The following is a 24474-nucleotide window of genomic DNA, read 5'->3' on the forward strand; positions in this document are numbered from 1 at the left end:
CTTTACTGACCCGGCTCATTCTGCGACAAAATCAGCTTGCCTTCCTTGTCGACCGGAATCTGGTTGCCCGGATCGCGATCCATCCGCACTTTGCCTTCCTTGCCATCGAGCGAGTAACGCACGTCGTAACCGACGACCTTGTCGCTGATGTCATTGACCGTGTTGCAGCGGGTTTGCGTGGTGGTGTAGGTATCGCGGTTCTGCATGCCTTCTTGAACCTTGTTACCGGCATAGCCGCCACCGACCGCGCCAGCCACCGTGGCAATCTTCTTGCCGGTGCCGCCGCCAATCTGATTACCCAGCAAACCACCTGCCAGTGCACCGACCACCGTACCAGCGATCTGATGCTGATCTTTTACCGGTGCCTGACGAGTCACTGTCACGTCCTTGCACACTTCACGTGGAGTCTTTATCTGTGTCTTGACCGGTTCGACGGCCAACACTTGCGCATACTCAGGGCCGCTTTTAACCAGGCTGTAGGTGGCAACAGCACCCCCGGCAGTCACACCGACAGCACCCAATACCGCACCAACCAGCAACGACTTGTTCACATGAACCTCCTGACCATCACATGCGGGACGCGCCCGCGCTTCTCCCAGCCTTGGAGCATAAAAAAAGGCGCGAGTTCAACTCGCGCCTTTTTCACCTGACTGCCGGGAAAACGATGGCCGTTTATGGACGGTCGTCGACTTCCTTCTCGGTGTTGGCCGGAGGAATCAGATCCTCAGTGGTCAGGTTCAACCAGATCAGCACCACGTTGGCGATGTAGATCGACGAGTAGGTACCCGCCAGAACACCGATGAACAATGCGATCGAGAAACCGAACAGATTGTCGCCACCAAAGAACAGCAGTGCCGCGATCGCCAGCAAGGTGGAGATCGACGTCGCCATGGTGCGCAGCAGGGTCTGGGTGGTCGAGATGTTGATGTTCTCGATCAACGTTGCCTTGCGCAGCACACGGAAGTTCTCACGAACCCGGTCGAATACCACGATGGTATCGTTCAGCGAATAACCGATGATCGCCAACACCGCCGCCAGTACGGTCAGATCGAAAGTGATCTGGAAGTACGACAGGATACCGATGGTCACGATCACGTCGTGGATCAACGAAACAATGGCGCCGACCGCGAATTTCCACTGAAAGCGGAAAGCCAGGTAGATCAGGATACCGCCGAGCGCCAGAAGCATGCCGAGGCCGCCCTGATCGCGCAGCTCTTCACCGACCTGCGGACCGACGAACTCGACACGTTTGACGGTCGCCGGGTTGTCGCCGCCGACCTTCTGCAGCGCTTCCGCGACCTGATGACCCAGTTGCGGGTCTTCACCCGGCATACGCACCAGCAAATCGGTGGTTGCACCGAAGTTCTGCACGATGGCTTCGTGATAACCGGAAGTGGTCAGTTGCTCGCGCACCTTGGTGACGTCAGCCGGACGCTCGTAGGTCAGCTCGATGAGCGTACCGCCGGTGAAGTCCAGACCCCAGTTCATGCCCTTGTGGAAGACGCTGAAAATAGCCAGCACCGTAAGAAACACTGTGACGCCGAACGCAAAGTTGCGAACGCCCATGAAGTTGATTGTACGTAACATGGCAGCCCCTTAAATCCACAACTTCTTGAAGTCACGTCCGCCAAAGATCAGGTTGACCATTGCGCGGGTCACCATGATGGCCGTGAACATCGAGGTAAAGATCCCGAGGGACATGGTCACTGCGAAACCTTTGACCGGGCCTGTGCCCATCGCAAAGAGAATGCCGCCGACCAACAAGGTAGTCAGGTTGGCGTCGAGAATCGCAGTGAATGCCCGGCCGAAGCCTTCGTTGATTGCACGCTGGATGGTCATGCCGGCGGCGATCTCTTCACGAATCCGCGAGAAGATCAGCACGTTGGCGTCGACCGCCATACCCATGGTCAGCACGATACCGGCGATACCCGGCAGGGTCAGTGTTGCACCCAGCAGCGACATCAAGGCCAGCAGCAGCACCATGTTCACCGCCAGTGCGACGGTGGCGATAACGCCGAAGAAGCGGTAGATGGCGATGATGAACAACGACACGAACAGCATGCCCCACAGCGACGCATCGATACCTTTGGTGATGTTGTCAGCACCCAGGCTCGGGCCGATTGTGCGCTCTTCAGCGAAGTACATCGGCGCCGCCAGACCACCGGCACGCAGCAGCAGTGCCAGTTCGGACGATTCGCCCTGGCCGTTCAGGCCAGTGATGCGGAACTGAGCACCCAGTGGCGACTGAATGGTCGCCAGACTGATGATCTTCTTCTCTTCTTTGAACGTCTGAACAGCAACGTCTTTCTCGACGCCATCAACCACTTGCTTGGTGTAAGTGGTGATCGGACGCTGCTCGATGAAGATCACCGCCATGCTGCGACCAACGTTGGAACGGGTTGCGCGGCTCATCAGCTCACCACCGTGGCCATCCAGACGGATGTTCACTTCAGGCGTGCCGTGCTCGCCGAAACCGGCCTTGGCGTCGGTCACCTGGTCACCGGTGATGATCAGGCCACGCTCGATCTGCGCAGGAGGACGCTTGCCTTCACGGAACTCGAAGGTTTCGGAAGTGGCTTTCGAAGCGCCCGGCTCTGCCGCCAGACGGAACTCAAGGTTGGCCGTCTTGCCGAGAATACGCTTGGCTTCGGCAGTGTCCTGCACGCCCGGCAGCTCAACCACGATGCGGTTGGCGCCCTGACGCTGAACGATCGGTTCGGCAACACCCAGCTCGTTGACGCGGTTACGTACCGTGGTCAAGTTCTGCTTGATGGAGTATTCACGGATTTCCGCCAGCTTGGCCGGGGTCATCGCCAGACGCAGCACCGGTTGACCGTTGAGGTCGGCCGGAACAATGTCGAAATCGTTGAAGTTCTTGCGGATCAGCGCACGGGCCTGTTCGCGGGAGTCAGCATCGCTGAAGCCCAACTGAATGGCACCGCCCAGTTGCGGCAGGCTGCGATAGCGCAGCTTCTCTTTGCGCAGCAGGCTCTTGACGTCGCCTTCGTAGACTTTCAGGCGTGCATCGAGGGCTTTGTCCATGTCCACTTCGAGCAGGAAGTGCACACCACCGGACAAGTCCAGACCCAGCTTCATCGGGTGCGCGCCGAGATTGCGCAGCCATTGCGGGGTGGTTTGTGCCAGGTTCAGCGCGACGACGTAGTCATCACCCAACGCCTTGCGCACAACGTCTTTGGCCGGCAGCTGGTCTTCAGCCTTGGTCAGACGGATCAGACCGCCCTTGCCGTTGGCCGCCAGAGTGGCTGCCTTGACGTTGATCCCGGACTCCTTGAGCGCAGTGCTCACACGATCCAGATCAGCCTGATTGACTTGCAGCGCAGTGCTTGCACCGCTGACCTGAATGGCCGGGTCATCGGGGTATAGATTGGGAGCGGAATAAATCAGACCGACCGCCAGCACCGCCAGGATCAGAATGTATTTCCACAGAGGATATTTGTTCAGCATCACGCCGCCCGTTATGACGCGGGGCGCCTTGCGCGCCCCGTCGATTGAGTAGAAGTTGTTACCTTTAGATCGCTTTCAGCGTGCCTTTTGGCAGCGTGGCGGCGATGGCGCCTTTCTGGAACTTCATTTCCACGGTGTCGGAAACTTCCAGAACCACGAAGTCATCGGCCACTTTGGTGATCTTGCCGGCGATGCCGCCGGTGGTGACCACTTCGTCGCCCTTCGCAAGGCTGCTCAGCAGGTTCTTCTGCTCTTTGGCGCGCTTGGCCTGTGGACGCCAGATCATCAAGTAGAAGATGACCAGGAAGCCGACCAGGAAAATCCACTCGAAACCGCCGCCCATTGGGCCAGCAGCAGCCGGTGCAGCCGCGTCGGCCATGGCGTTAGAGATAAAAAAGCTCATTTAGCACTCCAGTTGCAAATGTTGAATCTTGGGGTCAGAAAACTCAGTCCAAAGGCGGAACGGGGAGCCCGCGTTTGGCGTAGAAGGCATCGACAAAGGCGGCCAATGTACCCTGTTGAATAGCCTCGCGCAAACCAGCCATGAGCACCTGATAATGGCGCAAGTTATGGATGGTATTGAGCATGCTTCCCAGCATTTCGCCGCACTTGTCCAGGTGATGCAGATAAGCGCGGGAGAAGTTCTGGCAGGTATAGCAATCGCAGGTCGGATCGAGCGGCGAATCATCATGGCGATGGAACGCGTTACGGATCTTCAGCACGCCGGTATCAATGAACAGATGCCCGTTGCGGGCATTACGGGTTGGCATCACGCAATCGAACATGTCCACACCGCGGCGCACACCCTCAACCAGATCTTCCGGTTTGCCAACGCCCATAAGGTAACGAGGTTTGTCAGCTGGCATCATGCCCGGCAGATAATCCAGCACCTTGATCATCTCGTGCTTGGGTTCGCCCACCGACAGACCGCCGATGGCCAGGCCGTCGAAGCCGATTTTGTCGAGGCCTTCCAGCGAGCGCATGCGCAGATCCTGGTGCATGCCACCCTGAACGATGCCGAACAGCGCCGCAGTGTTGTCACCGTGGGCATTTTTCGAACGCTGAGCCCAACGCAGCGACAGCTCCATCGATACGCGAGCGACGTCTTCGTCAGCCGGGTACGGCGTGCATTCGTCGAAGATCATCACGATGTCGGAGCCCAGATCGCGCTGAACCTGCATCGATTCTTCCGGCCCCATGAACACTTTCGAGCCGTCGACCGGAGAGGCGAAGGTCACGCCCTCCTCCTTGATCTTGCGCATCGCGCCGAGGCTGAACACCTGGAAACCGCCGGAGTCGGTCAGGATCGGACCCTTCCACTGCATGAAATCGTGCAGGTCGCCGTGTTCCTTGATGACCTCGGTGCCAGGGCGCAGCCACAGGTGGAAGGTGTTGCCCAAAATGATTTCCGCGCCGGTGGCGACGATGTCACGCGGCAACATGCCCTTGACCGTGCCATAAGTACCGACCGGCATGAAGGCCGGGGTCTCGACGGTGCCACGCGGGAAGGTCAGACGACCACGACGGGCCTTGCCATCAGTGGCCAGGAGCTCAAAGGACATGCGACATTCGCGACTCATTCTGTTTCCTCTGGGCCGGTTTGTTTAGGGGCAGTAGGTGCAGGATTACGAGTGATGAACATCGCATCACCGTAGCTGAAAAAGCGGTATCCGTTTTCGACAGCGGCTTTATAGGCGGCCATGGTTTCGGGATAACCGGCAAACGCCGAAACCAGCATCAACAGCGTGGATTCGGGCAAATGGAAATTGGTCACCAGAGCGTCGACCACATGGAACGGCCGGCCCGGGTAGATAAAGATGTCGGTGTCGCCACTGAACGGCTTGAGCACGCCATCGCGCGCGGCACTTTCCAGAGAACGCACGCTGGTGGTGCCGACCGCAATCACTCGACCGCCGCGCGCACGGCACGCGGCGACCGCATCGACCACGTCCTGACCGACTTCCAGCCATTCGCTGTGCATGTGGTGATCTTCGATCTTCTCGACGCGCACTGGCTGGAACGTACCCGCGCCCACGTGCAACGTCACGAATGCGGTCTCGACGCCTTTGGCAGCAATCGACTCCATCAACGACTGATCGAAATGCAGCCCCGCGGTCGGCGCCGCCACCGCGCCCAGACGCTCGGCATAAACGGTCTGATAACGCTCGCGATCCGAGCCTTCATCCGGGCGATCTATATAAGGAGGCAACGGCATGTGCCCGACGCGATCAAGCAGCGGCAGCACTTCTTCAGCGAACCCCAGCTCGAACAGCGCATCGTGACGCGCGAGCATCTCGGCTTCGCCACCACCGTCGATGAGAATCTTCGAACCCGGCTTCGGCGACTTGCTGGAGCGCACATGCGCCAGCACGCGATGCGAATCAAGAACCCGCTCGATGAGGATCTCCAGCTTGCCGCCGGACGCTTTCTGCCCGAACAGCCGCGCCGGAATCACCCGGGTATTGTTGAACACCATCAAATCGCCCGGGCGCAAATGCTCAAGCAAGTCAGTGAATTGACGGTGTGCGAGGGCGCCGCTCGGCCCATCAAGGGTCAGCAGGCGACTACCGCGACGCTCGGCCAAAGGGTGGCGGGCGATCAGCGAATCAGGGAGCTCGAAAGTAAAGTCAGCAACGCGCATGATGGGGTTCGTCTAGCAGGGCCGGAAAGTCTAGCGGAAATATCGAAAATTCTCTATGTACCTGATTGACCGACGGTAATCTCATCTCTATACTTCGCCGCCATTGAGCCCTGATGGCGGAATTGGTAGACGCGGCGGATTCAAAATCCGTTTTCGAAAGGAGTGGGAGTTCGAGTCTCCCTCGGGGCACCACATAGCTGTATCTGAGAGTCTCTACCAGTCTCTCAGACCTAAAGAAACCGGCCACTTGGCCGGTTTTTTTGTGCCTAACTGTTTACCCCTGTCTCCCCCTATCCGTTGTATCCCTGTATCCCTCCTTGTATCCTGAGAAAATCACCTAACTTTGGGATACAAGGATGAAGCGCGCAGACATCAAGCGCCGCCCTCTCGCTGACACGACACTCGCGGGACTGGAGCCGGAATCAAAGGAATACCGCGAGCTGGACGGAAACGGCCTCTACTTCAGGGTAAAACCTGATGGCGGTAAGTCCTGGCAACTTCGATACAAACGACCGGCGGGCAACTGGGCATGGATGGGGCTCGGGGGTTACCCTGAAGTAAGTGGAGCGCTGGCACGAGACAAAGCTGCTGATTTACGTAAAGTAGTGAGCAGTGGCGCAGATCCCCTTGAACAGAAACGCTCTGCTAAGGCTGCGATTGATTTAGCCAAGACACGCACTTTTCGAGCAGCTGCCGATGCTTGGCTCAAGGCTAAGGAGGAGAAGGGGCTAGCGCCCTCCACCCTCAACAAAATACGTACATATCTCGATAAAGATATTCTTCCTGCGCTCGGCGACAAGCCACTGGACGAAATTACTCGTACCCATTGCGCAGAACTTCAAGCATCTATCGAAGCAAGAGACGCTCACAACGTTGCGGAAAAATGCCGCACCTGGATCAATCAGATTTTTGGTAGAGCCATTGGCCTAGGCCTGACTGAGAACGATCCCGGAAGCCGTCTTCGAGACATTGCCGCCCAAGCACCGAAAACTCAGCAGCACCCTCATCTACTGGAGCATGAGCTAGGCGACTTTTTAATCGCTCTCAAGAACACGCCAAGCAGGCTGACGGCTCGAACTGCGGCGTGGCTCTGCCTTTGGACCGCCTCTAGGCCGGGTATGGTTCGCTTAGCCGAATGGAAAGAGTTCGACCTTCACAAAGCTATTTGGACAACACCTGCCGCGAAAATGAAAATGCGCAGGGATTTCGTATGTCCATTACCTAAGCAAGCGATATCAGCTTTGAAAGAGCTTCACTGCCTCACTGGGCGCAGTCGATGGTTATTCCCCGGAGTGGGCGCGAAGAATCCAACAATTAGTGAAAACACTATCAACAAAGTGTTCGCAACGGTCGGCTACAAAGGGAGGCTTGTGGGTCACGGCACACGCCATACTGCTAGCACACTGCTCAGGGAGCACGGCTGGCCAAAGGAGCACGTCGAAGCTCAACTCGCTCATAAGGAAGAGGGAGTTTCAGGAATTTACAATAAAGCTCAATACTTCGAGCATCGGGTAAAGATGATGCAGTGGTACGCGGATTACCTAGATCAGTTGGCAGCAGGAAATGTCATTCACGGACATTTCGGCGAGGCGGTCTGAGCGCACACCCTCAACCCCTTCAAAAATCCATGTAACGCGTGTAACTCGTGTAACTCGTGTAACTCGTGTAACTCGTGTAACGACCTCGACCAAACGCCTGAATTTCTTGGGTCTTCCGGTGGTTACACGTTTGATCGGGATCGCGTACACCCGGTGTAACGATGACTAAGCGTGTAACGCCTGATAGCACCACTTCACTGATGGCCACATGTGGCTGGGACTTGAATGTCTTTCGCTGGAAACGACAGAAAGCATGGGGCGCGGGGCTGAATTTCGGAAATTGAGAAACTGCAGAGAGAGAGAGTCAAAAACTCGGTAATAAAGTACCGTTTGTGTAAAGAATTGTGAAAAACGCGTTTTGCTTTTCATTTTTTCCACTGTATGGAAAACCAGTGGGACATGGTGGGACGGCCCGGCAAAAAATGAAAACTTTGTCGCGAACGTGCTCACTTTACCGGCTACTAAACGGAACACTGCTTCGAAGTGGACGAAAAATAAAGCTTTCAAAAATCAATTATTAGTTTACATAGCTGGGGCCTGTAAGAACTACGACAGGTAACCCGCTATGACTATCCACGACGCCGCAACCCCATTTACAACTCTCCAGCCTGCTACAGAGCTTCTCACTACTGATCAGGTAGCGAACGCTCTAGGCTTGTCCAGCCGAACGCTCGCTGCATGGCGCAGCTCACGTACTCATTCACTCCCCTACGTCAAAACCGGATCACGGGTGCGCTATCGCTCCGGGGACGTCGCGGCCTGGCTTGAAAGTCGGGTTTGCTCCACCGCTACCCCGGCGGGAGGACAAACCGAGTGACCGCTTCCAGCCCAGTCAAGAAAATTAAAGAACTCTCTGCATCCGCCACGTCGATAACTGACCGACGTGAAAGCGCCAACGCGCCGCAATCACAAGTCAACGCTTCTGATTGGGATCTGTGCCGGTATGACCCCGCTGCCACGTTGATTCGTATCAACCAAGTCATGGCCCTCACAGGCATCGGCCGCGCAACCGTTTACAAACTTATGAACCAGTCCGAAAGCGGATTCCCACAGGCAGTGAAACTCACCAATAGCAACGCACGCGGCGCGCCGGTGGCATGGGTTTTAGCCGAGGTTTTGAATTGGAATCGTGCACGCATCGCGGCCCGTAACGAGGTGGCCGCATGAAATTCAAGATAGCCAGCAAAGCGCTGATGCATCCGTTTTCAGTGTTGCGCCAAATCGGTTTTTCAACCAAAACCATGCAGCGGTTTGAACGCTTTCGCAGCCGAGAAGAAAAAAAGGGGCGTGTAGTCAGCATCCTCAGATGGGCCGACGGCACCTGGTGCATTCTCGCTCTCCACTGCGAAAAATTTGGATTTGTGGTCGTCGATGAAGGCCAGCAGATCGACGCCTACGAAGACGCCAGATCATTGATCGACGGCGACTTCCTGCCCCTGCTCTCCCTGCGCTGGGAAGCTCACGCCTGAAACGAAAACGCCCCCGGGGGCGATCCGGAGGCGTTGAGGTCAATCTACATGCCCGAACAATTTATGCAGCACCAGAACAAACCGCAAGCCACCAGCGCAGTTGCACTTTCGAAAAACGGACGTTACTCTCTGGCCGTCGCTGCAAATTCAGCGACCGACCTTGGCGGGTCGAACGATTTCAGGCGCAACAGCGCCATATACTCAATTGCAGGCGCTTTTTTTGTGCCCGCGATTACGCGTTATGGCGAGTTGCGCAGGAGCACCTTCGGGTGCGCCGGGTTCCTGAATCACCGGTCCGCCAATCTTGCGCAATTCGCCACCCATTCCTGCTTGGCGGCAGGCTGTGGTGGCTCCTCTGATTCGGGAGCTACATCTAATGATCACCATCGATCCGTCCAAAATTCGCGCCGCTGCACACCGTGCAATGGCTCTCGCCGCTTTACACGCCAACTCCAGCCTCGCTACACGCCTCTCCCGTTACAACGCTCACATGGCCAAAGCCCGCGCACTCGAAACCGCAGGCGGTGCCCAATGAATAACGCCCTGAGTTTCTCTCTGCCTGAAGACCTGCTTTGCGTGAATCCCACCGCAGAAGCCGGTGTGCCCATCGACGCTATAACCTGTGCGATTGACCGTGCCGATTCAGTGCTGACATTGCTCGAGGATCACTTCGAAAATGAATCCTCGCGCCTCGCTAATCACGTTATCGCAGCCGTCCTTTGGGATGTACGCGGCACCCTCGGCCTGATCAAAACACTGGCCATGCACGGCGATAACACGTCGACGCCTGCCATGCAGAAAGGCGGTGCACTATGACCGCTTCCACCACGCTCGGCCACGCCACTTTTACTCGCGTGAATGCCACCGATTTAAAATTATTTCGGGTCAATGCCGGTGTCCCGGTCGAGGATGCAATGGAGATGGTTTCTCTACTCCAGCATCACGCTAACCAGCTCAACTTCGACGCCGCCATGAGCGACAGCGGTGAGCGTTTCAGTTGGCCTGCCCTGTACCTTGGCGAGATGGCCAAAGCGCTGATCGATGACATCAACGACGCTTTGTTTCTGCCGAGGGCTGACACATGAGCCAGCGCCCGAATATCACCACAAAACGTCCAAGCTTTGCCGACGTGAAAGCCGCTGCGCTAAAAGACATTGATCGTGTCTTGTCGCACTGGCTGCCCAACGGCAAGCGCGTCGACGGCGGCAAGGAATACACCGCTCCAAATCCGACCCGCAGCGATAAGCGCGCCGGTTCGCTCAAGATCAGTTTGAGCAAAGGCACATGGTCCGACTTTGCCACCGGCGATAAGGGCGGCGACCTGATTGATCTAGTGCGCTACTTGGACGGCGGCACCGACATTGAGGCCTGCAACAAACTCGCAGAATTGCTCAACGTATCGCCGGGCGCCGCCCAGGCGAAGACAGCGCCTGCTAAGACAAAAGCACCTGAGTGGATTGCCATTCAGCCAATCCCAGCCGAGGCCATGAACAAGTGCCCAGCCAAACATCGCAATCATGGTGTGCCGTCCAAGGTTTGGGTCTATCGTGACGCAAAGGGTCAGCCTCTCATGGCGATCTATCGCTTCGACCTTGGGCCCGATGAAGACGGCAAGCCGAAGAAGGTCTTCGCGCCACTGACGTGGTGTCAGCGCGCCGATGGCCAATCCACACAATGGCGCTGGCAGGGTCTGCCAGATCCGCGTCCCCTGCTTCGCCTTGATGAACTGGCCCTGCGCAGTGACGCACCAGTGGTTCTGTGCGAAGGCGAGAAAGCTGCCGATGCCGCCGCCGAACTGCTGCCCAACCACGTGGCCACGTGCTGGCCGAACGGCTCCAACTCTTGGCACAAAGCCGACCTGACAACTCTCAAAGGTCGGGATGTGTTGTTGTGGCCGGACAACGACGACAGCGGCAAAGGCTGCATGGAAGTCGTTGCCGAGAAGCTGCGCGAAATCGGCGCTGCCTCGGTCCGACTCGTCGCATTGGATGTGTTCAAACGCAAGCCGATCCGGAAGAACGAACGTGCCGCGTTTGCCAAAGGTGGGCAATGGAACGACGGCGACGATGCCGCCGATGCAATCGCCAAAGGCTGGACCGTCGACCACTTCGTCGAGCTGGAAAGCAGCTGTGAACTGTTCGCGGTGATCGAGGAAAAAGCGGTTGTCGCACACGCTGAACCAGAACCCGAACAGAAACCTAAAGCAGCGCCCAAGCGCCCAACCAAATCGAAAAACGACCTAATGCCGGGAGGCTTTCGCCTGACGTCCGAAGGCGTGTTTTATGCCGGTGACGACGGCGAGGCGCGTCCGGTGTGTTCGCCGCTGGCTATTCTCGCCCGGACGCGTGATGACAAGGGCCAGAACTGGGGTCTGCTGGTCGAGTTCGACGATCCAGACGGCACCAAAAAACGCTGGAACATTCCGGCACGCACCATGACTGGCGACTTCGGCAAGGACGTGCTTGGGCCGTTGGTAGACATGGGCCTGCGCCTCGCCGGTAGCCGTTCGGGACGCAACGCACGCAATGACTTGCAGAGTTATCTCGGCGGATTTGACAGCGCGGAACGGGCACGACTGGTAACCCGCTTGGGTTGGCACGACAACGCCTTTCTGTTGCCCGAGCAGCAGGTTGGCACGCACAGCGAACATCTGCATTTCTATGATGCCGGTGCACAGCTTCCACCGATCAGCGAAGCGGGCACGCTCGAACAATGGCAACAGCAGATCGGCGCATTGTGCGTTGGCAATCATCGCCTAGCGTTTGTCGTCGGGGTGGCGTTCGCAGGTCCGCTGCTACACATGCTTGGCCATGAGTCGGGCGGCTTCCACCTGTACGGCGACAGCTCCGGCGGCAAGACCACTCACCTGCAAGTTGCCACCTCGATCTATGGCGGACCGCGCTTGGTGCGTTCATGGCGCTCGACTGACAACGCGCTGGAGTCCATCGCTGCCGCGCATTCAGACGGCCTCCTGGTGCTGGATGAAATCGGCATGTGCGATCCACGGATCATTGGCGAAACGGTCTACATGCTCGGCAACGGCACCGGGAAGGCTCGCGCCAATGACCGAGGCCAAGCAGGCCGGCAGGTACAAGAGTGGCGCCTGCTGTTCCTCTCCACAGGCGAGAAGACCTTGGCGCAGCACATGGCCGAAGCCAACAAGGAACTGAAAGCGGGCATGGAGGTGCGCATGCTCGCCGTTCCGGCCGATGCCAGCAAAGGCCTCGGCATGTTCGACACGCTCAACGGTTTCGAGGATGCGGCAGCGCTCTCCGATGCGCTCAAAGCCCGCGTAGCGAAATACTACGGCACCCCGCTCACTGCATTTCTGACGGCGCTGTGCGAGCCCGGCAAACGCCACGGTTGGGCGGTTATCCTGCGCCGCACGCTGGAAGGCTTTATCGCTAAATCGCTTCCTGCATCCGCGAGTGGGCAGGCGCACCGTGCTGCCGCTCGTTTCGGTCTCGCGGCGGCCGCAGGCGAGCTGGCCACCGCGATGGGTATCACCGGCTGGCCAGACGGGACCGCCACCACGGCCGCTCGCGTGTGCCTGAGTGCTTGGCTAAACGAACGTGGCGGTGCCGGTAATTTCGAGGGCGATGCGATATCGGCGAGGCTGCGACAGTTCATCGAGCGCTTCGGCGAAAGCCGCTTCACCCGCTGGGAATCGACTGCAGCCAAGATCGACGAACACGGCCCGCGCACGATTGACCGCCTCGGCTTTCGCAAGACGCTGGAGCACGGCATGGGCGACACCTTGCACACCACAAATACCTACTACGTGCTGACCGAGGCATGGCGCTCGGAGATCTTCCGGGGCATGAACCTTACCGCAGTAAACAAGGAACTCTTGCAACGCGGTGTGCTGGAGCCAAGCAGCGACGGCAAGGCATCAAGTCTGGTGCGATTGCCCGGCTTAGGCCAACAGCGCTGCTACATCGTGAAGGCAATTCCGGGAACGGATGACAACGAGGCTCGGGCTGCCTGAGGGCATCTCAACTGATCGAGGTAACGCCGGCTCACTCCCGGCCTCGCCAGCCAAATCAACGTAATCAGAACTCATCAAGGACCATGAACATGAAAATGAATGAATTGAAACAGCAACGAGCCGCTCTGGTCGTTGAGCACGAAACCATCGAAAACAGTCTCTCCGCACTGGAAGCCGCTTGGCACAACGCGCCAAATAACTACAGCCCTGTTGGTAACATGATAGGAAGTCCTGAGAGGCGTGAAGCTATGGATCGACTCTCATCTGCCAAAGCTCGCTTACGAGCCATTCCATCCGAGATTGAGCGTATCGATAAAAAGATCGCCTACTTAGAACGGATGGACCAGGTTGACGAAATCAAATCGCAGTCGATCCAAATCATGTCCGTAGCTGCTGCTGAGGTCGAAGCGCTGGAACGGACACAGTCGCACTTGAAAGAACGTCTTCTGACGATTCAGACGGATGCGGAACAATCCCTGGAAAAAGCGCAGCAAGCAGAAAGAGACGCTGCAAGCCTGTATGCCAGAAGTCTTGCAAGTGGCGATAGCGAAGGCGAAAAAGCTGCCAACGGCGAAATTCAGAAGGCAGCCAAGCAACTTGCAACCACAGATGAGCATGTCAGAAGGCAAGAACTTATCCTCGTGGCTTTACAGGCGGAACTCGACTCCATTGAAGCACGTATCGCAGACGCCAAACAGCGTGAAAATGAAGCCAAAAAATCGGCCCTGAGCGCAGTAGGGCTTACGTTAGACGAAGAGTGGAATGCCGTCACGAATCACTTAGTAGCTATTGGTGCACGGATACTTGCCGTGGACTACCAACAAGGGAACTCGGGATACGGTTTCTCCAACCTAGATGTACCTCGATTCGGTCCTTTTCATTCGGATATTCGTCGTGAGGAGCTTGCCGCTGCTGCCCGAAATATCACATTAGAGGAACTGTTGGCAGCTTGAACCCGAAATAGCCCACCGACGCGGGCTGTTTAGAAACCCTCGGATTAAGTAAATCATGATTACTACCATACAAAACAGCGCTAGCTGGACTGACACCCTGAAAGCGCGCAAAAGCTATTTGACGGCGCTGATGAAGGTTGTAGATATAAAAGCCGGAAAGGCCTCTAAAGTTCAGGTATTAACCGTGAACTTGATCAAGAGCGAAATGAGCCTTATCGAAAGCCAGCTAAAAGGTCGAAACTAACCTAAACTATATGCTGTAATGCTATTCAGATAGATATCTCAAAAATAATTCAGGAAGCAACAATGTCAAAACTTGCCGAATACCGTCAGCTAGAAAAGCACTTGGCCGAACAGCTTCAGGCGCTGGAAGCACTGAAGAGCGACGGAGCACTGAAAAAAGAGATCGAGTTTGAAACCAAGCTCCGTGAATTGCTCGCCCAGTACGGCTTCAGCCTTAAGCACATCGTCAACCTACTAGACCCACAGAGCAGCGCACGCGGCAAAGCGCCTGTTCAAGCGTCGGGCACGCGTAAACCTCGAGAGCTGAAGACGTATAAGAACCCGCACACTGGTGAAGTGGTTGAAACCAAAGGTGGCAATCACAAGACACTAAAAGAGTGGAAAACCCAATACGGTTCCGACGTGGTTGAAAGCTGGCTGAAAAAGTAAGATCGCTTCACCTGAAAAAGGGCCCAGATGGGCCCTTTTTGTCATTTTAGTATTCCTGATTTAGCTACAACATCACGGTCCTGCTGGAAAGCAGCGCTATGGGGCGCAGTTGCATAACCACACCTGTCGCAACACCACCGGCCACTCCATCAATGAATCTACCGCCCTCGGTGTATTTTGATCTTTTCACGGGCTCTATGTTGCCTGCTGCCCAGACTTCTGAATCTTCTTATAGAATGCCCCCCCCTCCTAAGGCTGCGCCGATCCAGCCTCCGTATTTCACAATCGTTGCAGCCTTGGCGATGCTCTCAGCGTGACTGGCATAACCTGGAGGTTGACCCGGAGCACAGTTCGGCTGATAACTGCCCTTCACGAACGTCTCTTTCGGCCAAAAGCAGTCGCGCGCGATCAACCGCTTCTGCCGTAACTCAATCTACGCCTCCAATGACACATAACAATTGAAGGCATAGAGTCTACAACTCAAACTTATATTGCGTAAGGGTAGCGACTGGATTGCTCCATAAACTCAGCGAAAAAAGCGAACTCATTTTCTTCCGGAATAGGCTGTGGGTCGGTATTCGCGATTTTCCGAACGTAGATTTTTCCGTCATACTTTAGAGGAGACTTCCCTCTTGTTATTTTCAGCAAAATCACATCTTTATCATAATACTTTATGAAAACAACATTTCTTTGAATTGCTCTCTTCGCCTCGTCACTCACTGGTGTAGCATCAATAATCTGTTGCATAAATTGCTGGTAAGCATCAATGTTCTGATAGTATTTCTCGGCTTCTGCGCCTACACCAGTCACATAAAAATCACCGTATTTAATTGCCTTAGTTGAGTAGGTCTTATCATGGCGCGCTGCGTCACCTTCGTTGTCCGCGACACCTATGATTACATAGCTATCACCAGTATGAGAATTTGACATAGCGGTTAGCGTTCTAACTATTTTCGGCAGGGCTTTGCTATTGAGATCACCTTGCGGCGTTAAAGAGTGCAGACCAATTTTAAAATCGTAACAAACATTTTCTGTTCTCGACTGATTTAAAATATTCTGGAGGTTTTCTACCCAGGACATTGCTGTCGGATCCATGCCTTCACGTGCGATAAAGTGAGGAGCTAAAACACCCCTTACAGAATTAATCATCTGAATACGGTCGGCCTGGATCCATTTTCGGTCATTACTAAGCCTGCCCATATTATTGGTCGCGAGCCACTTTAATGCTTTTGCTAAGCTGCTGACATTTTGTATTTTCTTATTTTGAGTCATCAACAAGTCGAAAAAAGCCAGATACAAAACTTGATAAGCATGTTGGATTTTCTTTGGCTCTTTCTCATACAAATAAGTAGCAAGATTATTACCGAAGGCTTGAATAACCTTGGACAGCTCGTCAAATACGAAGCAAAATTGCTTATAAATTATATCTGCACCATGCTTCAATATTGTGTCGTCCGCCAATTTAGAAACGTCCGACCCTTGAGTATAGACTTCATCAAGAAAGTTGGTGGATGTCTTGGCATTATTTTTTAACAAGATATGAAGGAGTATATGCGCTACAACTTCTTCATCCCGAGAAGCGAGGATGTTTTCAGACGTCAAAATGTGAGCTTTATTCCAAAACGTCTCTTTTACTTTTATTCCATAATTAAGCTCATCACTTGTAAGACTTATATTTCTCATTGCGTCGAGATCAACGATATCGGTATGCGAGACATCGCCACGAATATATATCGCGCATTTCCTTACAAGCTGAGGAAAGTCAGAAATTGCACCAGCTTGCCTAACCTCATGCGTTGATAGACGTACACCACCTGTATTTATCCTTCGAAAAGTTTCGTCTACATTTTCAGGTGTAGTGAAAGCGGACGTGGAAATAGGCAGTGGATAGTTCAATATGTTATTACAAGCTTCAAACCCCAGAGCCGGAAGCTTTTGCGTTAATCTTCCTTCAACGAGCAACTTATTTGTTTCAGCAATTGTCGACAAATCAAAATAACCGCCTTCGACAGGAAACTCCCCTTCAATAAATGAAGTTATCGCTTCAAGCCTCTGCATGCCATCGAGTATTTCAAAGCAACTTCCCCGCGTCGGGTGTTCGAACGCCACGCCCAAAAATAAAGGCACAGGAAATTGATTTATCAAAGAGTCAATAAATCGCTGCTTTTCAAGCAAGGTCCAGACCAGCTTGCGCTGATATCGCCTATTAACAATAAACTTTCGTTGTCGAAAGTTTGTGTACACAGTTTGAATTGGTTCGCCGCGAATATTCAGATTGTTTTGCATACTTTTTATCAATCCTTATAACATTGGCTAACTGTAGCCGTTTAGACTTAAGTAAAACTCATTAAGACCTCATGAATGCCTGCCCACACGATCGTCTATAATGAATAAAATGGTACCGTTCTCAATAGTGGCATCTCTGGCAACTGAGCGTGCCGGAATCACGTCGAAATTTGCAGATCTACGCGACAAGTCGCAAAGCGCTCGTAAATGAATAACAGCTACTGACTACTTTCTGCCTTCATGTAAAGCAAAAAGCAGCCAAAAGCGGGCTACACCGTTGCTTCCATGTCAGGTGCGGATAGGCGTGCGTACGGGAAGTGCGTTATGAATCCAATTCGCCTCTGTCAGCGCCCGAATTCCATCGCTTCTAACATCTGGGTTTCCATCAAGGGCACGAAGCGTAACGATGATGGTGACCGGAAGCGCATGCGTCAGAGCGGGTTCAAAGGCTCGAAGCATTGCCGTAGCTTGAAGCCCCCAAGTTTCAACGGCTGTTCCATTAGGAAAACTCTTGCGATGGACCTTCACCGGCGACCATTTGCTACCATGCTCTACTTGGGCCGCTTCATAGCCGTTTTGTCCCTCCTCGCCATCCATGGGCACTTTGCCTTTAATGTTATTGCCGTCGATTTCACCAAAGCTTAGTTCTACGTTAGCACGAACGTATTCACTGCCGGCGCCTGGATCAACCGGTGGCGCATAGGCAGCCGTAATGATGATCTCACCTCGAAATTTTCCGTTGTGAATCAGGGAATTGGGGATTGGGTATGATGCCTTACGCCAACGCATTCCCGGTACTAGGTCTGCTTGAAAAACCATTGTGAAACTGTCGTCACTGTCATACAGACACTTCAAAATCGCCTCTGGCCTACCTGCGCCATGATATCGGCGCTCGAACGCCTGGTAATCAGGTGATGACAGCTGCGCAGAATGGATCATAAGAGCCTTTACCAATGCAGGCGTCGGTGTCAAAGCTCCATGCCCAGTCACGGCCAACCAGGCGTTTGCGGCCATTGCAGAAGCAATTGGGGCTGCGTAACTCGTCCCAAAGCCATAGCCCAACAAATTTTTCGGTGTGAGTACTTTAAGGCTGCTTGCGCCTACTTCCCAAGGCTCATGAACGCCCCCTCCCACGTGGGTTATATCTGGTTTAGGTGTAAAAACCGGGCCTGGACCGCAGCGAGAATATGGTGTGGGGTGACCGGCTGCTGAGAGCGCCCCGGCAGCGTCAACGTGAGAGATCGATCCCACAGTTAGAGCTCGAACAGATTCACCAGGACATGAAACGCGGTCGGCGAGTTGCGCAGGGGCTGGCCATGTCCGGCGCGGCTCATCGAGATAATTCCCAGCAGCGACAACGAAGAGAACTCCGTATTTATCGCTAAGATCATCCAGCGCCATGGACATTTCGCTGAAGCTTTGTTCGTCGCAGGCGGCGCCGCCAAGCGAAAGATTCCAGACTTTGATATCCGGGCGGCGTTGAACCGCCTCTCGCAGCCTTAACTCCAACTCACCGAAGGAGGATCCTGCAGCTTCTAGCGCGCATACGTCATGTACATAGGCCTGCGTCGGAGGTATCCAAGCGTGCCCATCATTGAAATGAGCCGCACCTGCCACGAGGGAGGCGACTGCCGTGCCGTGCTCAAAATTCGTGTCGGGTGGAAGAACGTAGGTGTCTCGACTTTTCACCCAATCGGTTATCGCTAACGCGTCTCTGCTCACTCCTGTGTCGAAGACTGCCACGGTAGGATAACCAATGCTCGCAGAGGCAGCCGCACTACCTGAAGCAGCAGTTACCGGTACGCTTACTGAGTTACGGCTATAGAAAGTTGGCTCGGCGTAAATCTGACGTGCGCCGGGGTAGTCCAGCAGGCTCTCAAGAGCTGCGTCGTCGAGTCGATCTATGCGCCTTATTGCGATAAGGGGCAGGCCTCTCCCTATGGGGATTTCGGAGTAGTCAATCCTCAGCGATTTCAACAGCCGAAGGATGGTTTCCTGATTAATGCTATTGAAGTCTGACCGTTGATATTGAAAAAGCCTCAGCAGGCCACTTCCCTTCTGTTGAAGTTCAGCGAACCCACCAGGGTTACGACGGGCCCGGCCCCACGGTTCGATACTTTCAATGGCGCTGAGGTTAGCGGTGATTACCTTGGTTCTGCGCGTCAAAATAGCGCTATTAAGAGCAGAGATGGCGCTTCCATCTGCGGAGACCAACATCTCGTCAATTTTGGCGTGCCCTGCAGGTTGCAGTCCCGTCTCTTGAGTAAGCTCGATTGGCCGATGAGACTTCGCTATTCCTTTCTCCCGAAGGCGGAAGACGAACGTCGACAGCTGAGCTGGATACCTTTCCCGCTCATCAGCCAATGCTAAGGAGGCTTGCAGCAAGCTCTGCGAAAGCGTTTTCCGATAGTCGTCATCCACCGGCACCAGAAGTTTCTTGCCCCCACCGGGGGGACGCTCAACCGAACTGAGGTCTATCGGAGAAAATGGGACATGAATAAAGGGATTATCAGTCCGTGGACTGGGCCGATCCTGGACTGATTCTGGGCCTTTCTTGCGTGCCATAGTCGCTACCTTCCTTGATGACTTTGCCAATATATCTTGTCGACAAGCCGTACAGCTTTGCGAGTGCTCTCAAAGAAAAATGCTTAGGAGCCCACTCTCGCAGCCAATAAATCTCAGCTTCGACGGTTGATAGCAGTATGCCACTCGTTATCGCAAGATTTAAGCCTAGGCGTCGTACCAGTTCTAACTCACTAATCTTTGGAGCGCCAGCAAGAACAGTCGCTCGCTTCGTATCCAGACAAACCTGCTCGATGTTTGCACCGGTGATGCCTGCGGAAAAACCCGCGAGATCGTCCAGGTCAATTTCCTCGGTCGTATACGGCATCAAAAACTGGGCCCATAACTGCCGACGTAACGCAGTGTCTGGAATCGGCATCGGGATGCGGAAGCCGAAACGTCGCCATACTGCTGGATCCAGCAAGCGGTCATGATTTGTGGCAGCAATGACGACGGTGCTTTCAGTTATCGCATCAATGTTTTGCAGCAGCGCGATGACGACGCGTTGAAGCTCGCCGACATCTCGATCGTTCCCCCTAGCGCTCGCGAGCGCATCAAACTCGTCGAGAAGAAGTACACAAGGCCTTTGTTGTGCGAACTCAAAAACTCTCCTGAGATTTCTACTGGTCTGCCCCAATAGGCTACTCACCAAAGTATCGCAGCGCACTGTAAGCAGCGGCAGCCTAAGCTTGGCAGCTATATAGCGCGCCAGTTTGGTTTTTCCGGTACCAGGTAGTCCGTAAGCTAACAGCCTACTCGGCATCGCTGCATTAACCCGTGCAAGCTCGTCATAGCGTTGAACATTGGCAATGAACTCACTGACCCGCGAGGCAATTGCACTAGGGAGCAGAAGAGATGTTTCTTCTTCCATTGGATGGCTTACGTCCACTGTATGCAAGTGGCTTTCACCGTCTACGGGCAGGTTGCCAAAGCTGACTCCGTTTGAGGCATCCTGGGCGTTTGCTAGCGCGACAGGCGCTCGAGCAAGCCGCTCTCGAATCATGCGGGCTTGTTTGCCATCTCCGGCCTGTTCCAGTTTCTCAGCTAGAAGCCCTGCATAGTTCGAGGCCATGCTGGCATTGGCCTTCAGGGCACCATCAAGGATTTTAAGTATTTCGGAAAGATGTTCCAAGTGAGCTACCAATCAGCTGATTCGTTTCGTATTTCCGCATTAGTGTAACGCATAAGTCCGGTTTCGCTACAGAATATGGCGATTTTGAAACAGAGAAATCCTCCACCCTTACAGCATGTCCCTGAGAATTGCAAAGGCACCGGAAATCGCGGTTCACAACCGGCTTCACTGTGGGTATGACTTGGGGACTGGCAGCTGTCTCAGTACTTCACATGAAGTGAAGGGCAGCTTATAGCCGATAGCTGAATCCCGCTTCTGGCCGAGAGCAGTCTTTTGCGACTGCCTGCAAATTGCTGACACAACTGAAGGCCTGATGCCAGATGATTACCGACGGCGAACCATTACTAGCGGGCGTTCAACCAGTTGGAGCGGCCGATATTCATCTGAAACTGTTACACGACTTGGCTCAGTTACACGCTTGAAAATTGGTGTTCCAGATCGGTGTAACCCTCATAAAACTAAATAAATACAATGACTTAGCTACTCGCGCTACACCAGTTACACCAGTTACACCGTATTTTGAACAGATACGAGCCCCGCTCCCCGGTAGCATCGATCCCTCCAGCGAACTTAAGGTGTATCTCCCGCGGCCTGCCGGGGGCCCCTGGGGTTTTCATTGAGACACGGGGTCGGAAACCCGCGGGACTTTGTTAGCGGACAGGCGCCCAGCTTAGTGAACAGGTGAACCGGGTGAACACACAGTTCACCAGTGCAGTTGCACAGATGATGAGAGGTCGCCGGGGCCCCTGAGCGTTTCTGAATGACACGGGGCACAAAACCCGCGCGATCTTGGTAGTGGCTGACTTTTTTACATTGGTTGACAGGTTGACTCGGTTGACGGCCCAAGGTGTTCACAATCATCAACACAAAAGGCCATCGTTACCGATGCGGTAACGATGGCCTTTTTTCAGCAGAAATCTTTCGATTTCAACGCCTGAAATTTCAGTAACTTTGAAATCCTTCCACTAACGCAGTCCGGCGGGTTTCCGACCCCGTACCCTCCCAATATCCTCAGGGTCCCCAGCGGTTTTTTTGGCTGAGTCGCTCCCCATTTCGGCCGAACTTCGCACACACCAGGTGTCTCAGACCGGCGCTCGCACAATCCCGACGGCAACATCCTCCACCGGTATCTGGCAATCGAAAGAGCTCGCTTAGAAATTAATAGCTACGAAAGCCGAGGGTGGGGAAAAGGCTGGTAAGCGCTATAGGTGGAGTGCAGAATATTTCTGTTAACCAAACAGCTATTCGTCTTTACCCGGATAAGGATCCACCGATTGAACAAGATTGAGCCGGTAAGCCTACAGGGGGATGTACTCGTCGTTGAGGATGATCCTACCTTGCGCATGCTTATGAGCACGGCTCTTGAAGAGTTCGGCGTTTCATCCATTTCATTCGCGAGTGCTGATGAAGCTGTGGATTACCTTCAACGAACGGAAAAGAAATGTTCGCTCGTGATCACAGACCACGGTCTGCCTGGCCTGCTATCGGGGAGTGATTTCATTAAGTATGTTCACGAGCTGTGGCCCCACGTGCCCACAATCTTGGTCTCCGGGTACAGTTTAGAGCCGACGGCCATTCCTCCCTCGACGTTATATTTAGAGAAGCCATGGTCGATTGATGAGCTTGAGGCAGCGATAGCCAGAGTTCTGAGTTCTCCATTGCAAAATTGCGAGCGCTAACCTCAGCAACGAGGATCGATTGCTCTCCGTCGCCAGGAAATTCTCGATCTCTCAATGAGGGTCTTTTAGACTAAACCTCAGCTAGCAAGCTTCCTTGTGTATCCCGACGTGTATCCCAAACCCTCCAATCAAGCTGTAGGCCTTGATATCTCTGGAGGAGGCGAGTCTCCCTCGGGGCACCAAAATTAAGAAAGGTCTTGCTTAGCAAGGCCTTTTTTTTCGCCTGCAATAAAGCTCTGACTTGTGTAGGAGCTGCCGCAGGCTGCGATCTTTTGATCTTCCGCTTCTTGGCCATCAGCCCCGAAGGAACCACCCCATGGAAACGTCACTGGAAACAGTCGCCCTTTTCTCCCTCAAACTCGCTTATGAGGAAGAAGGCCTGAGCCCGATTTTGCGGGACGATATGGTCATGGGTGACTATCAGAAAGACATTTTCGAACTGCTGGTGCGCCGGGGTGATGTGCAGACCATTCAGTTCAAAATCAATGAATGCCTGGGCTTGGCGATGGATGCTTTGGGCGGTGTCGAGAAGCCGCTCGGCCGTGAGCTGCACAAATTATCCGCCGATTTGAGCCAGGCGCAGTCGTTGGAGCAGCTTGATCAGCCGCTCCTCGCGCTCAAGGGATACTTGAAAGACATTCTGTAATTGAACGCGCCACGCGCTTACAGCAAATGCCTGGAGATGTACTTCGAAATTTCCACCATCGACGTTTTCCCGGTGAACTCGAACTTCACCTTTCCCAGCGAAGAAAAATAAATCTCCAGCTCCGAGTCCAGATCGAACGTGCCCGACGTTTCCACGGAGTACGCGACGATGTTCTTGTACGGCAGTGAAGTGAAATCCTTCTTGCTGCCGGTGATGCCCTGCACATTGACCGCGATGATGCGTTTGTTGGTGAACACCACGCCGTCGCGCATGGCTTTGTAGGAATCGATCACCTCTTCGCCTTCCAGCAGCAATGCCGTCACACGCTCGGCGTATTCGTCGTTCTGCTTGAGTTTGAAGAAACCTTTGTTGTTGAAGTCGATCATCTGTCCATCCTTTGGTTGAGAAAGATCCCGTCCTCATCAAAGTCCGTTACGCCGATGAAGAGCGTGGCGCGACGCTACTATTTTGTTATCTTGCCGTCCATCTTCAGCGCGGCTCATCAGCACGCGCTGTTTCAAGGTTTTTGCAGGTTAAGGAAAGGATCGAATGGAGTTTCTGTGTCTACTCGCATTTCTGGCGGCATGGGGTTTCATGTGGCGCTGGGTGGTGAAGAACCGCGGTAACTGGAATCTGTTTGTCGGCAACGTTCTCGGTGCGGGGGCGGGTTTTATTGTCGGCATTGTGGTGTTCTCCATCACGTTCTCGCTGTTCGTGCCGGAGCGCAAAACTGCGCAAAAGCAGATTCAAGAGACTGTCACTCAAAAGGTCGAGCCTGTTGCAGTGATGCCTGAAGCTGAACCTGCCCCAGAACCGGCTCCGACGCCGCCCCCCGTTACAGTCGTGCCGCCTGCACCAGCACCTGCACCTGCAACTGCAACTGCAACTGCAACTGCAACTGCAACTGCAACTGAAAACCTTCCGGCCTATGTCGCCAGCAGTCCACAGAATGAGCCTTCGCCGCCCGAATCCGCTTTACTGCCGAACTTCAGCAAACGTCTGCCGGCCGCACTGGCAGAGAAGGACTTCAAGGATAACGTGAGCAACGACTTCGCCGTTTTGCGCCGATTGGCCGGCAGCAATCCGAATGCCGACAAATCCTTGATGGCTTTCATGATTTGCGAGCCCTTCATCAAGAGTGCCATGCGTTTTTCAGCGTCGACGGTGATCTCGAGTGCCCGGGACGCCAGCAGCCAGCGCTTCAAGGATCAGACCTACACCGTCAGCAGTACCGCCACTGCCCGCAACATGTTGGGCGACGATGTCCGCTACCATTTTGATTGTTCAGTGCAGCAACTGGACGGCAACGATGCCGGCAAGGCTGTGTGGCGACTGCTCGATCTGAAGTTGAAGAAGAGCGACTCTTAAGCCTCGTTTAAGGGA

At 54.3% G+C, this 24474-nt stretch carries 24 protein-coding genes and 1 tRNA gene; 15 read left to right on the forward strand and 10 right to left on the reverse strand.

Translation table 11 applies throughout. The features are described 5' to 3' along the window. Nucleotides 1-2 precede the first annotated feature (2 nt). From AC3WMT_RS19165 to queA, 6 genes are all read right to left on the reverse strand, one after another. Nucleotides 3-551 carry a glycine zipper 2TM domain-containing protein gene (locus AC3WMT_RS19165; protein ID WP_053123539.1) on the reverse strand — a complete coding sequence of 183 codons (549 nt, stop codon included), beginning with the start codon at nt 549-551 and terminating at the stop codon, nt 3-5. A gap of 121 nt (nt 552-672) precedes the next feature. Beyond that, complete coding sequence (gene secF / locus AC3WMT_RS19170) at nt 673-1587, reverse strand: protein translocase subunit SecF (RefSeq protein WP_103304535.1); 915 nt, start codon at nt 1585-1587, stop codon at nt 673-675. A 9-nt stretch (nt 1588-1596) separates the two neighbouring features. Further along, nucleotides 1597-3465, reverse strand: coding sequence for a protein translocase subunit SecD (gene secD, locus AC3WMT_RS19175; RefSeq protein WP_103304534.1), 1869 nt, complete (start codon nt 3463-3465; stop codon nt 1597-1599). Between the two features lie 64 nt (nt 3466-3529). Beyond that, nucleotides 3530-3868 carry a preprotein translocase subunit YajC gene (gene yajC / locus AC3WMT_RS19180; protein ID WP_003227923.1) on the reverse strand — a complete coding sequence of 113 codons (339 nt, stop codon included), beginning with the start codon at nt 3866-3868 and terminating at the stop codon, nt 3530-3532. Between the two features lie 43 nt (nt 3869-3911). Next, complete coding sequence (gene tgt, locus AC3WMT_RS19185) at nt 3912-5027, reverse strand: tRNA guanosine(34) transglycosylase Tgt (RefSeq protein WP_161794909.1); 1116 nt, start codon at nt 5025-5027, stop codon at nt 3912-3914. Nucleotides 5028-5041: 14 nt separating this feature from the next. Next, nucleotides 5042-6106, reverse strand: coding sequence for a tRNA preQ1(34) S-adenosylmethionine ribosyltransferase-isomerase QueA (gene queA / locus AC3WMT_RS19190; protein WP_103304533.1), 1065 nt, complete (start codon nt 6104-6106; stop codon nt 5042-5044). A gap of 107 nt (nt 6107-6213) precedes the next feature. Between queA and AC3WMT_RS19195 the strand changes: the two genes are divergently transcribed. The 12 genes from AC3WMT_RS19195 (at nt 6214) to AC3WMT_RS19250 (ending at nt 14786) form a co-directional block, all read left to right on the forward strand. After that, a tRNA-Leu gene (locus AC3WMT_RS19195) sits at nt 6214-6298 on the forward strand. Between the two features lie 164 nt (nt 6299-6462). Then, nucleotides 6463-7704 (forward strand): tyrosine-type recombinase/integrase, encoded by a 1242-nt coding sequence (locus tag AC3WMT_RS19200; RefSeq protein ID WP_103304532.1) that lies wholly within the window; start codon nt 6463-6465, stop codon nt 7702-7704. A 565-nt stretch (nt 7705-8269) separates the two neighbouring features. Further along, nucleotides 8270-8521, forward strand: a complete 252-nt coding sequence (locus AC3WMT_RS19205) for a helix-turn-helix domain-containing protein (RefSeq protein ID WP_103304531.1) — start codon at nt 8270-8272, stop codon at nt 8519-8521. Nucleotides 8522-8637: 116 nt separating this feature from the next. Then, nucleotides 8638-8871, forward strand: coding sequence for a helix-turn-helix transcriptional regulator (locus AC3WMT_RS19210; protein WP_228734210.1), 234 nt, complete (start codon nt 8638-8640; stop codon nt 8869-8871). Next, nucleotides 8868-9173 (forward strand): hypothetical protein, encoded by a 306-nt coding sequence (locus AC3WMT_RS19215; protein WP_103304530.1) that lies wholly within the window; start codon nt 8868-8870, stop codon nt 9171-9173. Before AC3WMT_RS19210 ends, AC3WMT_RS19215 begins: the two co-directional genes overlap by 4 nt. A 376-nt stretch (nt 9174-9549) precedes the next feature. Then, complete coding sequence (locus AC3WMT_RS19220; RefSeq protein WP_177431405.1) at nt 9550-9708, forward strand: hypothetical protein; 159 nt, start codon at nt 9550-9552, stop codon at nt 9706-9708. After that, nucleotides 9705-9989 carry a hypothetical protein gene (locus tag AC3WMT_RS19225; RefSeq protein WP_038362940.1) on the forward strand — a complete coding sequence of 95 codons (285 nt, stop codon included), beginning with the start codon at nt 9705-9707 and terminating at the stop codon, nt 9987-9989. Before AC3WMT_RS19220 ends, AC3WMT_RS19225 begins: the two co-directional genes overlap by 4 nt. Then, a complete protein-coding gene (locus AC3WMT_RS19230) occupies nt 9986-10258 on the forward strand; it encodes a DUF3077 domain-containing protein (protein WP_103304529.1) in 273 nt (90 codons plus the stop codon). Before AC3WMT_RS19225 ends, AC3WMT_RS19230 begins: the two co-directional genes overlap by 4 nt. Next, nucleotides 10255-13161: a DUF927 domain-containing protein gene (locus AC3WMT_RS19235; RefSeq protein WP_103304528.1), complete on the forward strand. Its 2907-nt coding sequence runs from the start codon at nt 10255-10257 to the stop codon at nt 13159-13161. The genes AC3WMT_RS19230 and AC3WMT_RS19235 overlap by 4 nt, the downstream gene beginning before the upstream one ends. A gap of 89 nt (nt 13162-13250) precedes the next feature. Next, nucleotides 13251-14114, forward strand: coding sequence for a hypothetical protein (locus AC3WMT_RS19240; protein ID WP_256583544.1), 864 nt, complete (start codon nt 13251-13253; stop codon nt 14112-14114). 55 nt (nt 14115-14169) lie between these two features. Continuing rightward, nucleotides 14170-14358, forward strand: a complete 189-nt coding sequence (locus tag AC3WMT_RS19245; protein WP_103304527.1) for a hypothetical protein — start codon at nt 14170-14172, stop codon at nt 14356-14358. 62 nt (nt 14359-14420) lie between these two features. Further along, nucleotides 14421-14786 carry a histone-like nucleoid-structuring protein, MvaT/MvaU family gene (locus tag AC3WMT_RS19250; RefSeq protein WP_103304526.1) on the forward strand — a complete coding sequence of 122 codons (366 nt, stop codon included), beginning with the start codon at nt 14421-14423 and terminating at the stop codon, nt 14784-14786. 486 nt (nt 14787-15272) lie between these two features. On the opposite strand, the gene AC3WMT_RS19255 is transcribed toward AC3WMT_RS19250, so the two are convergent. From AC3WMT_RS19255 to iteA, 3 genes are all read right to left on the reverse strand, one after another. Further along, nucleotides 15273-17072, reverse strand: coding sequence for a GmrSD restriction endonuclease domain-containing protein (locus AC3WMT_RS19255; RefSeq protein ID WP_103304525.1), 1800 nt, complete (start codon nt 17070-17072; stop codon nt 15273-15275). A 288-nt stretch (nt 17073-17360) separates the two neighbouring features. Then, nucleotides 17361-19637: a S8 family anti-phage peptidase IteS gene (gene iteS / locus AC3WMT_RS19260; protein ID WP_103304524.1), complete on the reverse strand. Its 2277-nt coding sequence runs from the start codon at nt 19635-19637 to the stop codon at nt 17361-17363. Further along, complete coding sequence (gene iteA / locus AC3WMT_RS19265; RefSeq protein ID WP_218276678.1) at nt 19582-20766, reverse strand: anti-phage ATPase IteA; 1185 nt, start codon at nt 20764-20766, stop codon at nt 19582-19584. Before iteA ends, iteS begins: the two co-directional genes overlap by 56 nt. A gap of 1274 nt (nt 20767-22040) precedes the next feature. Here iteA and AC3WMT_RS19270 point away from each other — a divergent pair. Further along, nucleotides 22041-22445 carry a response regulator gene (locus AC3WMT_RS19270; RefSeq protein ID WP_256583543.1) on the forward strand — a complete coding sequence of 135 codons (405 nt, stop codon included), beginning with the start codon at nt 22041-22043 and terminating at the stop codon, nt 22443-22445. A 316-nt stretch (nt 22446-22761) separates the two neighbouring features. Further along, nucleotides 22762-23091: a hypothetical protein gene (locus tag AC3WMT_RS19275; RefSeq protein WP_103304523.1), complete on the forward strand. Its 330-nt coding sequence runs from the start codon at nt 22762-22764 to the stop codon at nt 23089-23091. A gap of 17 nt (nt 23092-23108) precedes the next feature. On the opposite strand, the gene AC3WMT_RS19280 is transcribed toward AC3WMT_RS19275, so the two are convergent. Then, complete coding sequence (locus tag AC3WMT_RS19280) at nt 23109-23477, reverse strand: PH domain-containing protein (RefSeq protein ID WP_103304522.1); 369 nt, start codon at nt 23475-23477, stop codon at nt 23109-23111. 208 nt (nt 23478-23685) lie between these two features. On the opposite strand from AC3WMT_RS19280, the gene AC3WMT_RS19285 reads away from it, so the two are divergent. Then, a complete protein-coding gene (locus tag AC3WMT_RS19285) occupies nt 23686-24459 on the forward strand; it encodes a hypothetical protein (protein WP_492577904.1) in 774 nt (257 codons plus the stop codon). The last annotated feature ends 15 nt before the right edge of the window (nt 24460-24474 follow it).

The organism is Pseudomonas sp. FW305-7 (genome assembly GCF_058786735.1).

Coding starts and splice junctions, on each gene's coding strand:
- secF (WP_103304535.1), bottom strand. CDS start 1,587: ATGTTACGTACAATCAACTTCATGGGCGTTCGCAACTTTGCGTTCGGC.
- secD (WP_103304534.1), bottom strand. CDS start 3,465: ATGCTGAACAAATATCCTCTGTGGAAATACATTCTGATCCTGGCGGTG.
- yajC (WP_003227923.1), bottom strand. CDS start 3,868: ATGAGCTTTTTTATCTCTAACGCCATGGCCGACGCGGCTGCACCGGCT.
- tgt (WP_161794909.1), bottom strand. CDS start 5,027: ATGTCCTTTGAGCTCCTGGCCACTGATGGCAAGGCCCGTCGTGGTCGT.
- queA (WP_103304533.1), bottom strand. CDS start 6,106: ATGCGCGTTGCTGACTTTACTTTCGAGCTCCCTGATTCGCTGATCGCC.
- AC3WMT_RS19200 (WP_103304532.1), top strand. CDS start 6,463: ATGAAGCGCGCAGACATCAAGCGCCGCCCTCTCGCTGACACGACACTC.
- AC3WMT_RS19205 (WP_103304531.1), top strand. CDS start 8,270: ATGACTATCCACGACGCCGCAACCCCATTTACAACTCTCCAGCCTGCT.
- AC3WMT_RS19215 (WP_103304530.1), top strand. CDS start 8,868: ATGAAATTCAAGATAGCCAGCAAAGCGCTGATGCATCCGTTTTCAGTG.
- AC3WMT_RS19220 (WP_177431405.1), top strand. CDS start 9,550: ATGATCACCATCGATCCGTCCAAAATTCGCGCCGCTGCACACCGTGCA.
- AC3WMT_RS19225 (WP_038362940.1), top strand. CDS start 9,705: ATGAATAACGCCCTGAGTTTCTCTCTGCCTGAAGACCTGCTTTGCGTG.
- AC3WMT_RS19230 (WP_103304529.1), top strand. CDS start 9,986: ATGACCGCTTCCACCACGCTCGGCCACGCCACTTTTACTCGCGTGAAT.
- AC3WMT_RS19235 (WP_103304528.1), top strand. CDS start 10,255: ATGAGCCAGCGCCCGAATATCACCACAAAACGTCCAAGCTTTGCCGAC.
- AC3WMT_RS19240 (WP_256583544.1), top strand. CDS start 13,251: ATGAAAATGAATGAATTGAAACAGCAACGAGCCGCTCTGGTCGTTGAG.
- AC3WMT_RS19245 (WP_103304527.1), top strand. CDS start 14,170: ATGATTACTACCATACAAAACAGCGCTAGCTGGACTGACACCCTGAAA.
- AC3WMT_RS19250 (WP_103304526.1), top strand. CDS start 14,421: ATGTCAAAACTTGCCGAATACCGTCAGCTAGAAAAGCACTTGGCCGAA.
- AC3WMT_RS19255 (WP_103304525.1), bottom strand. CDS start 17,072: ATGCAAAACAATCTGAATATTCGCGGCGAACCAATTCAAACTGTGTAC.
- iteS (WP_103304524.1), bottom strand. CDS start 19,637: ATGGCACGCAAGAAAGGCCCAGAATCAGTCCAGGATCGGCCCAGTCCA.
- AC3WMT_RS19275 (WP_103304523.1), top strand. CDS start 22,762: ATGGAAACGTCACTGGAAACAGTCGCCCTTTTCTCCCTCAAACTCGCT.
- AC3WMT_RS19280 (WP_103304522.1), bottom strand. CDS start 23,477: ATGATCGACTTCAACAACAAAGGTTTCTTCAAACTCAAGCAGAACGAC.
- AC3WMT_RS19285 (WP_492577904.1), top strand. CDS start 23,686: ATGTGGCGCTGGGTGGTGAAGAACCGCGGTAACTGGAATCTGTTTGTC.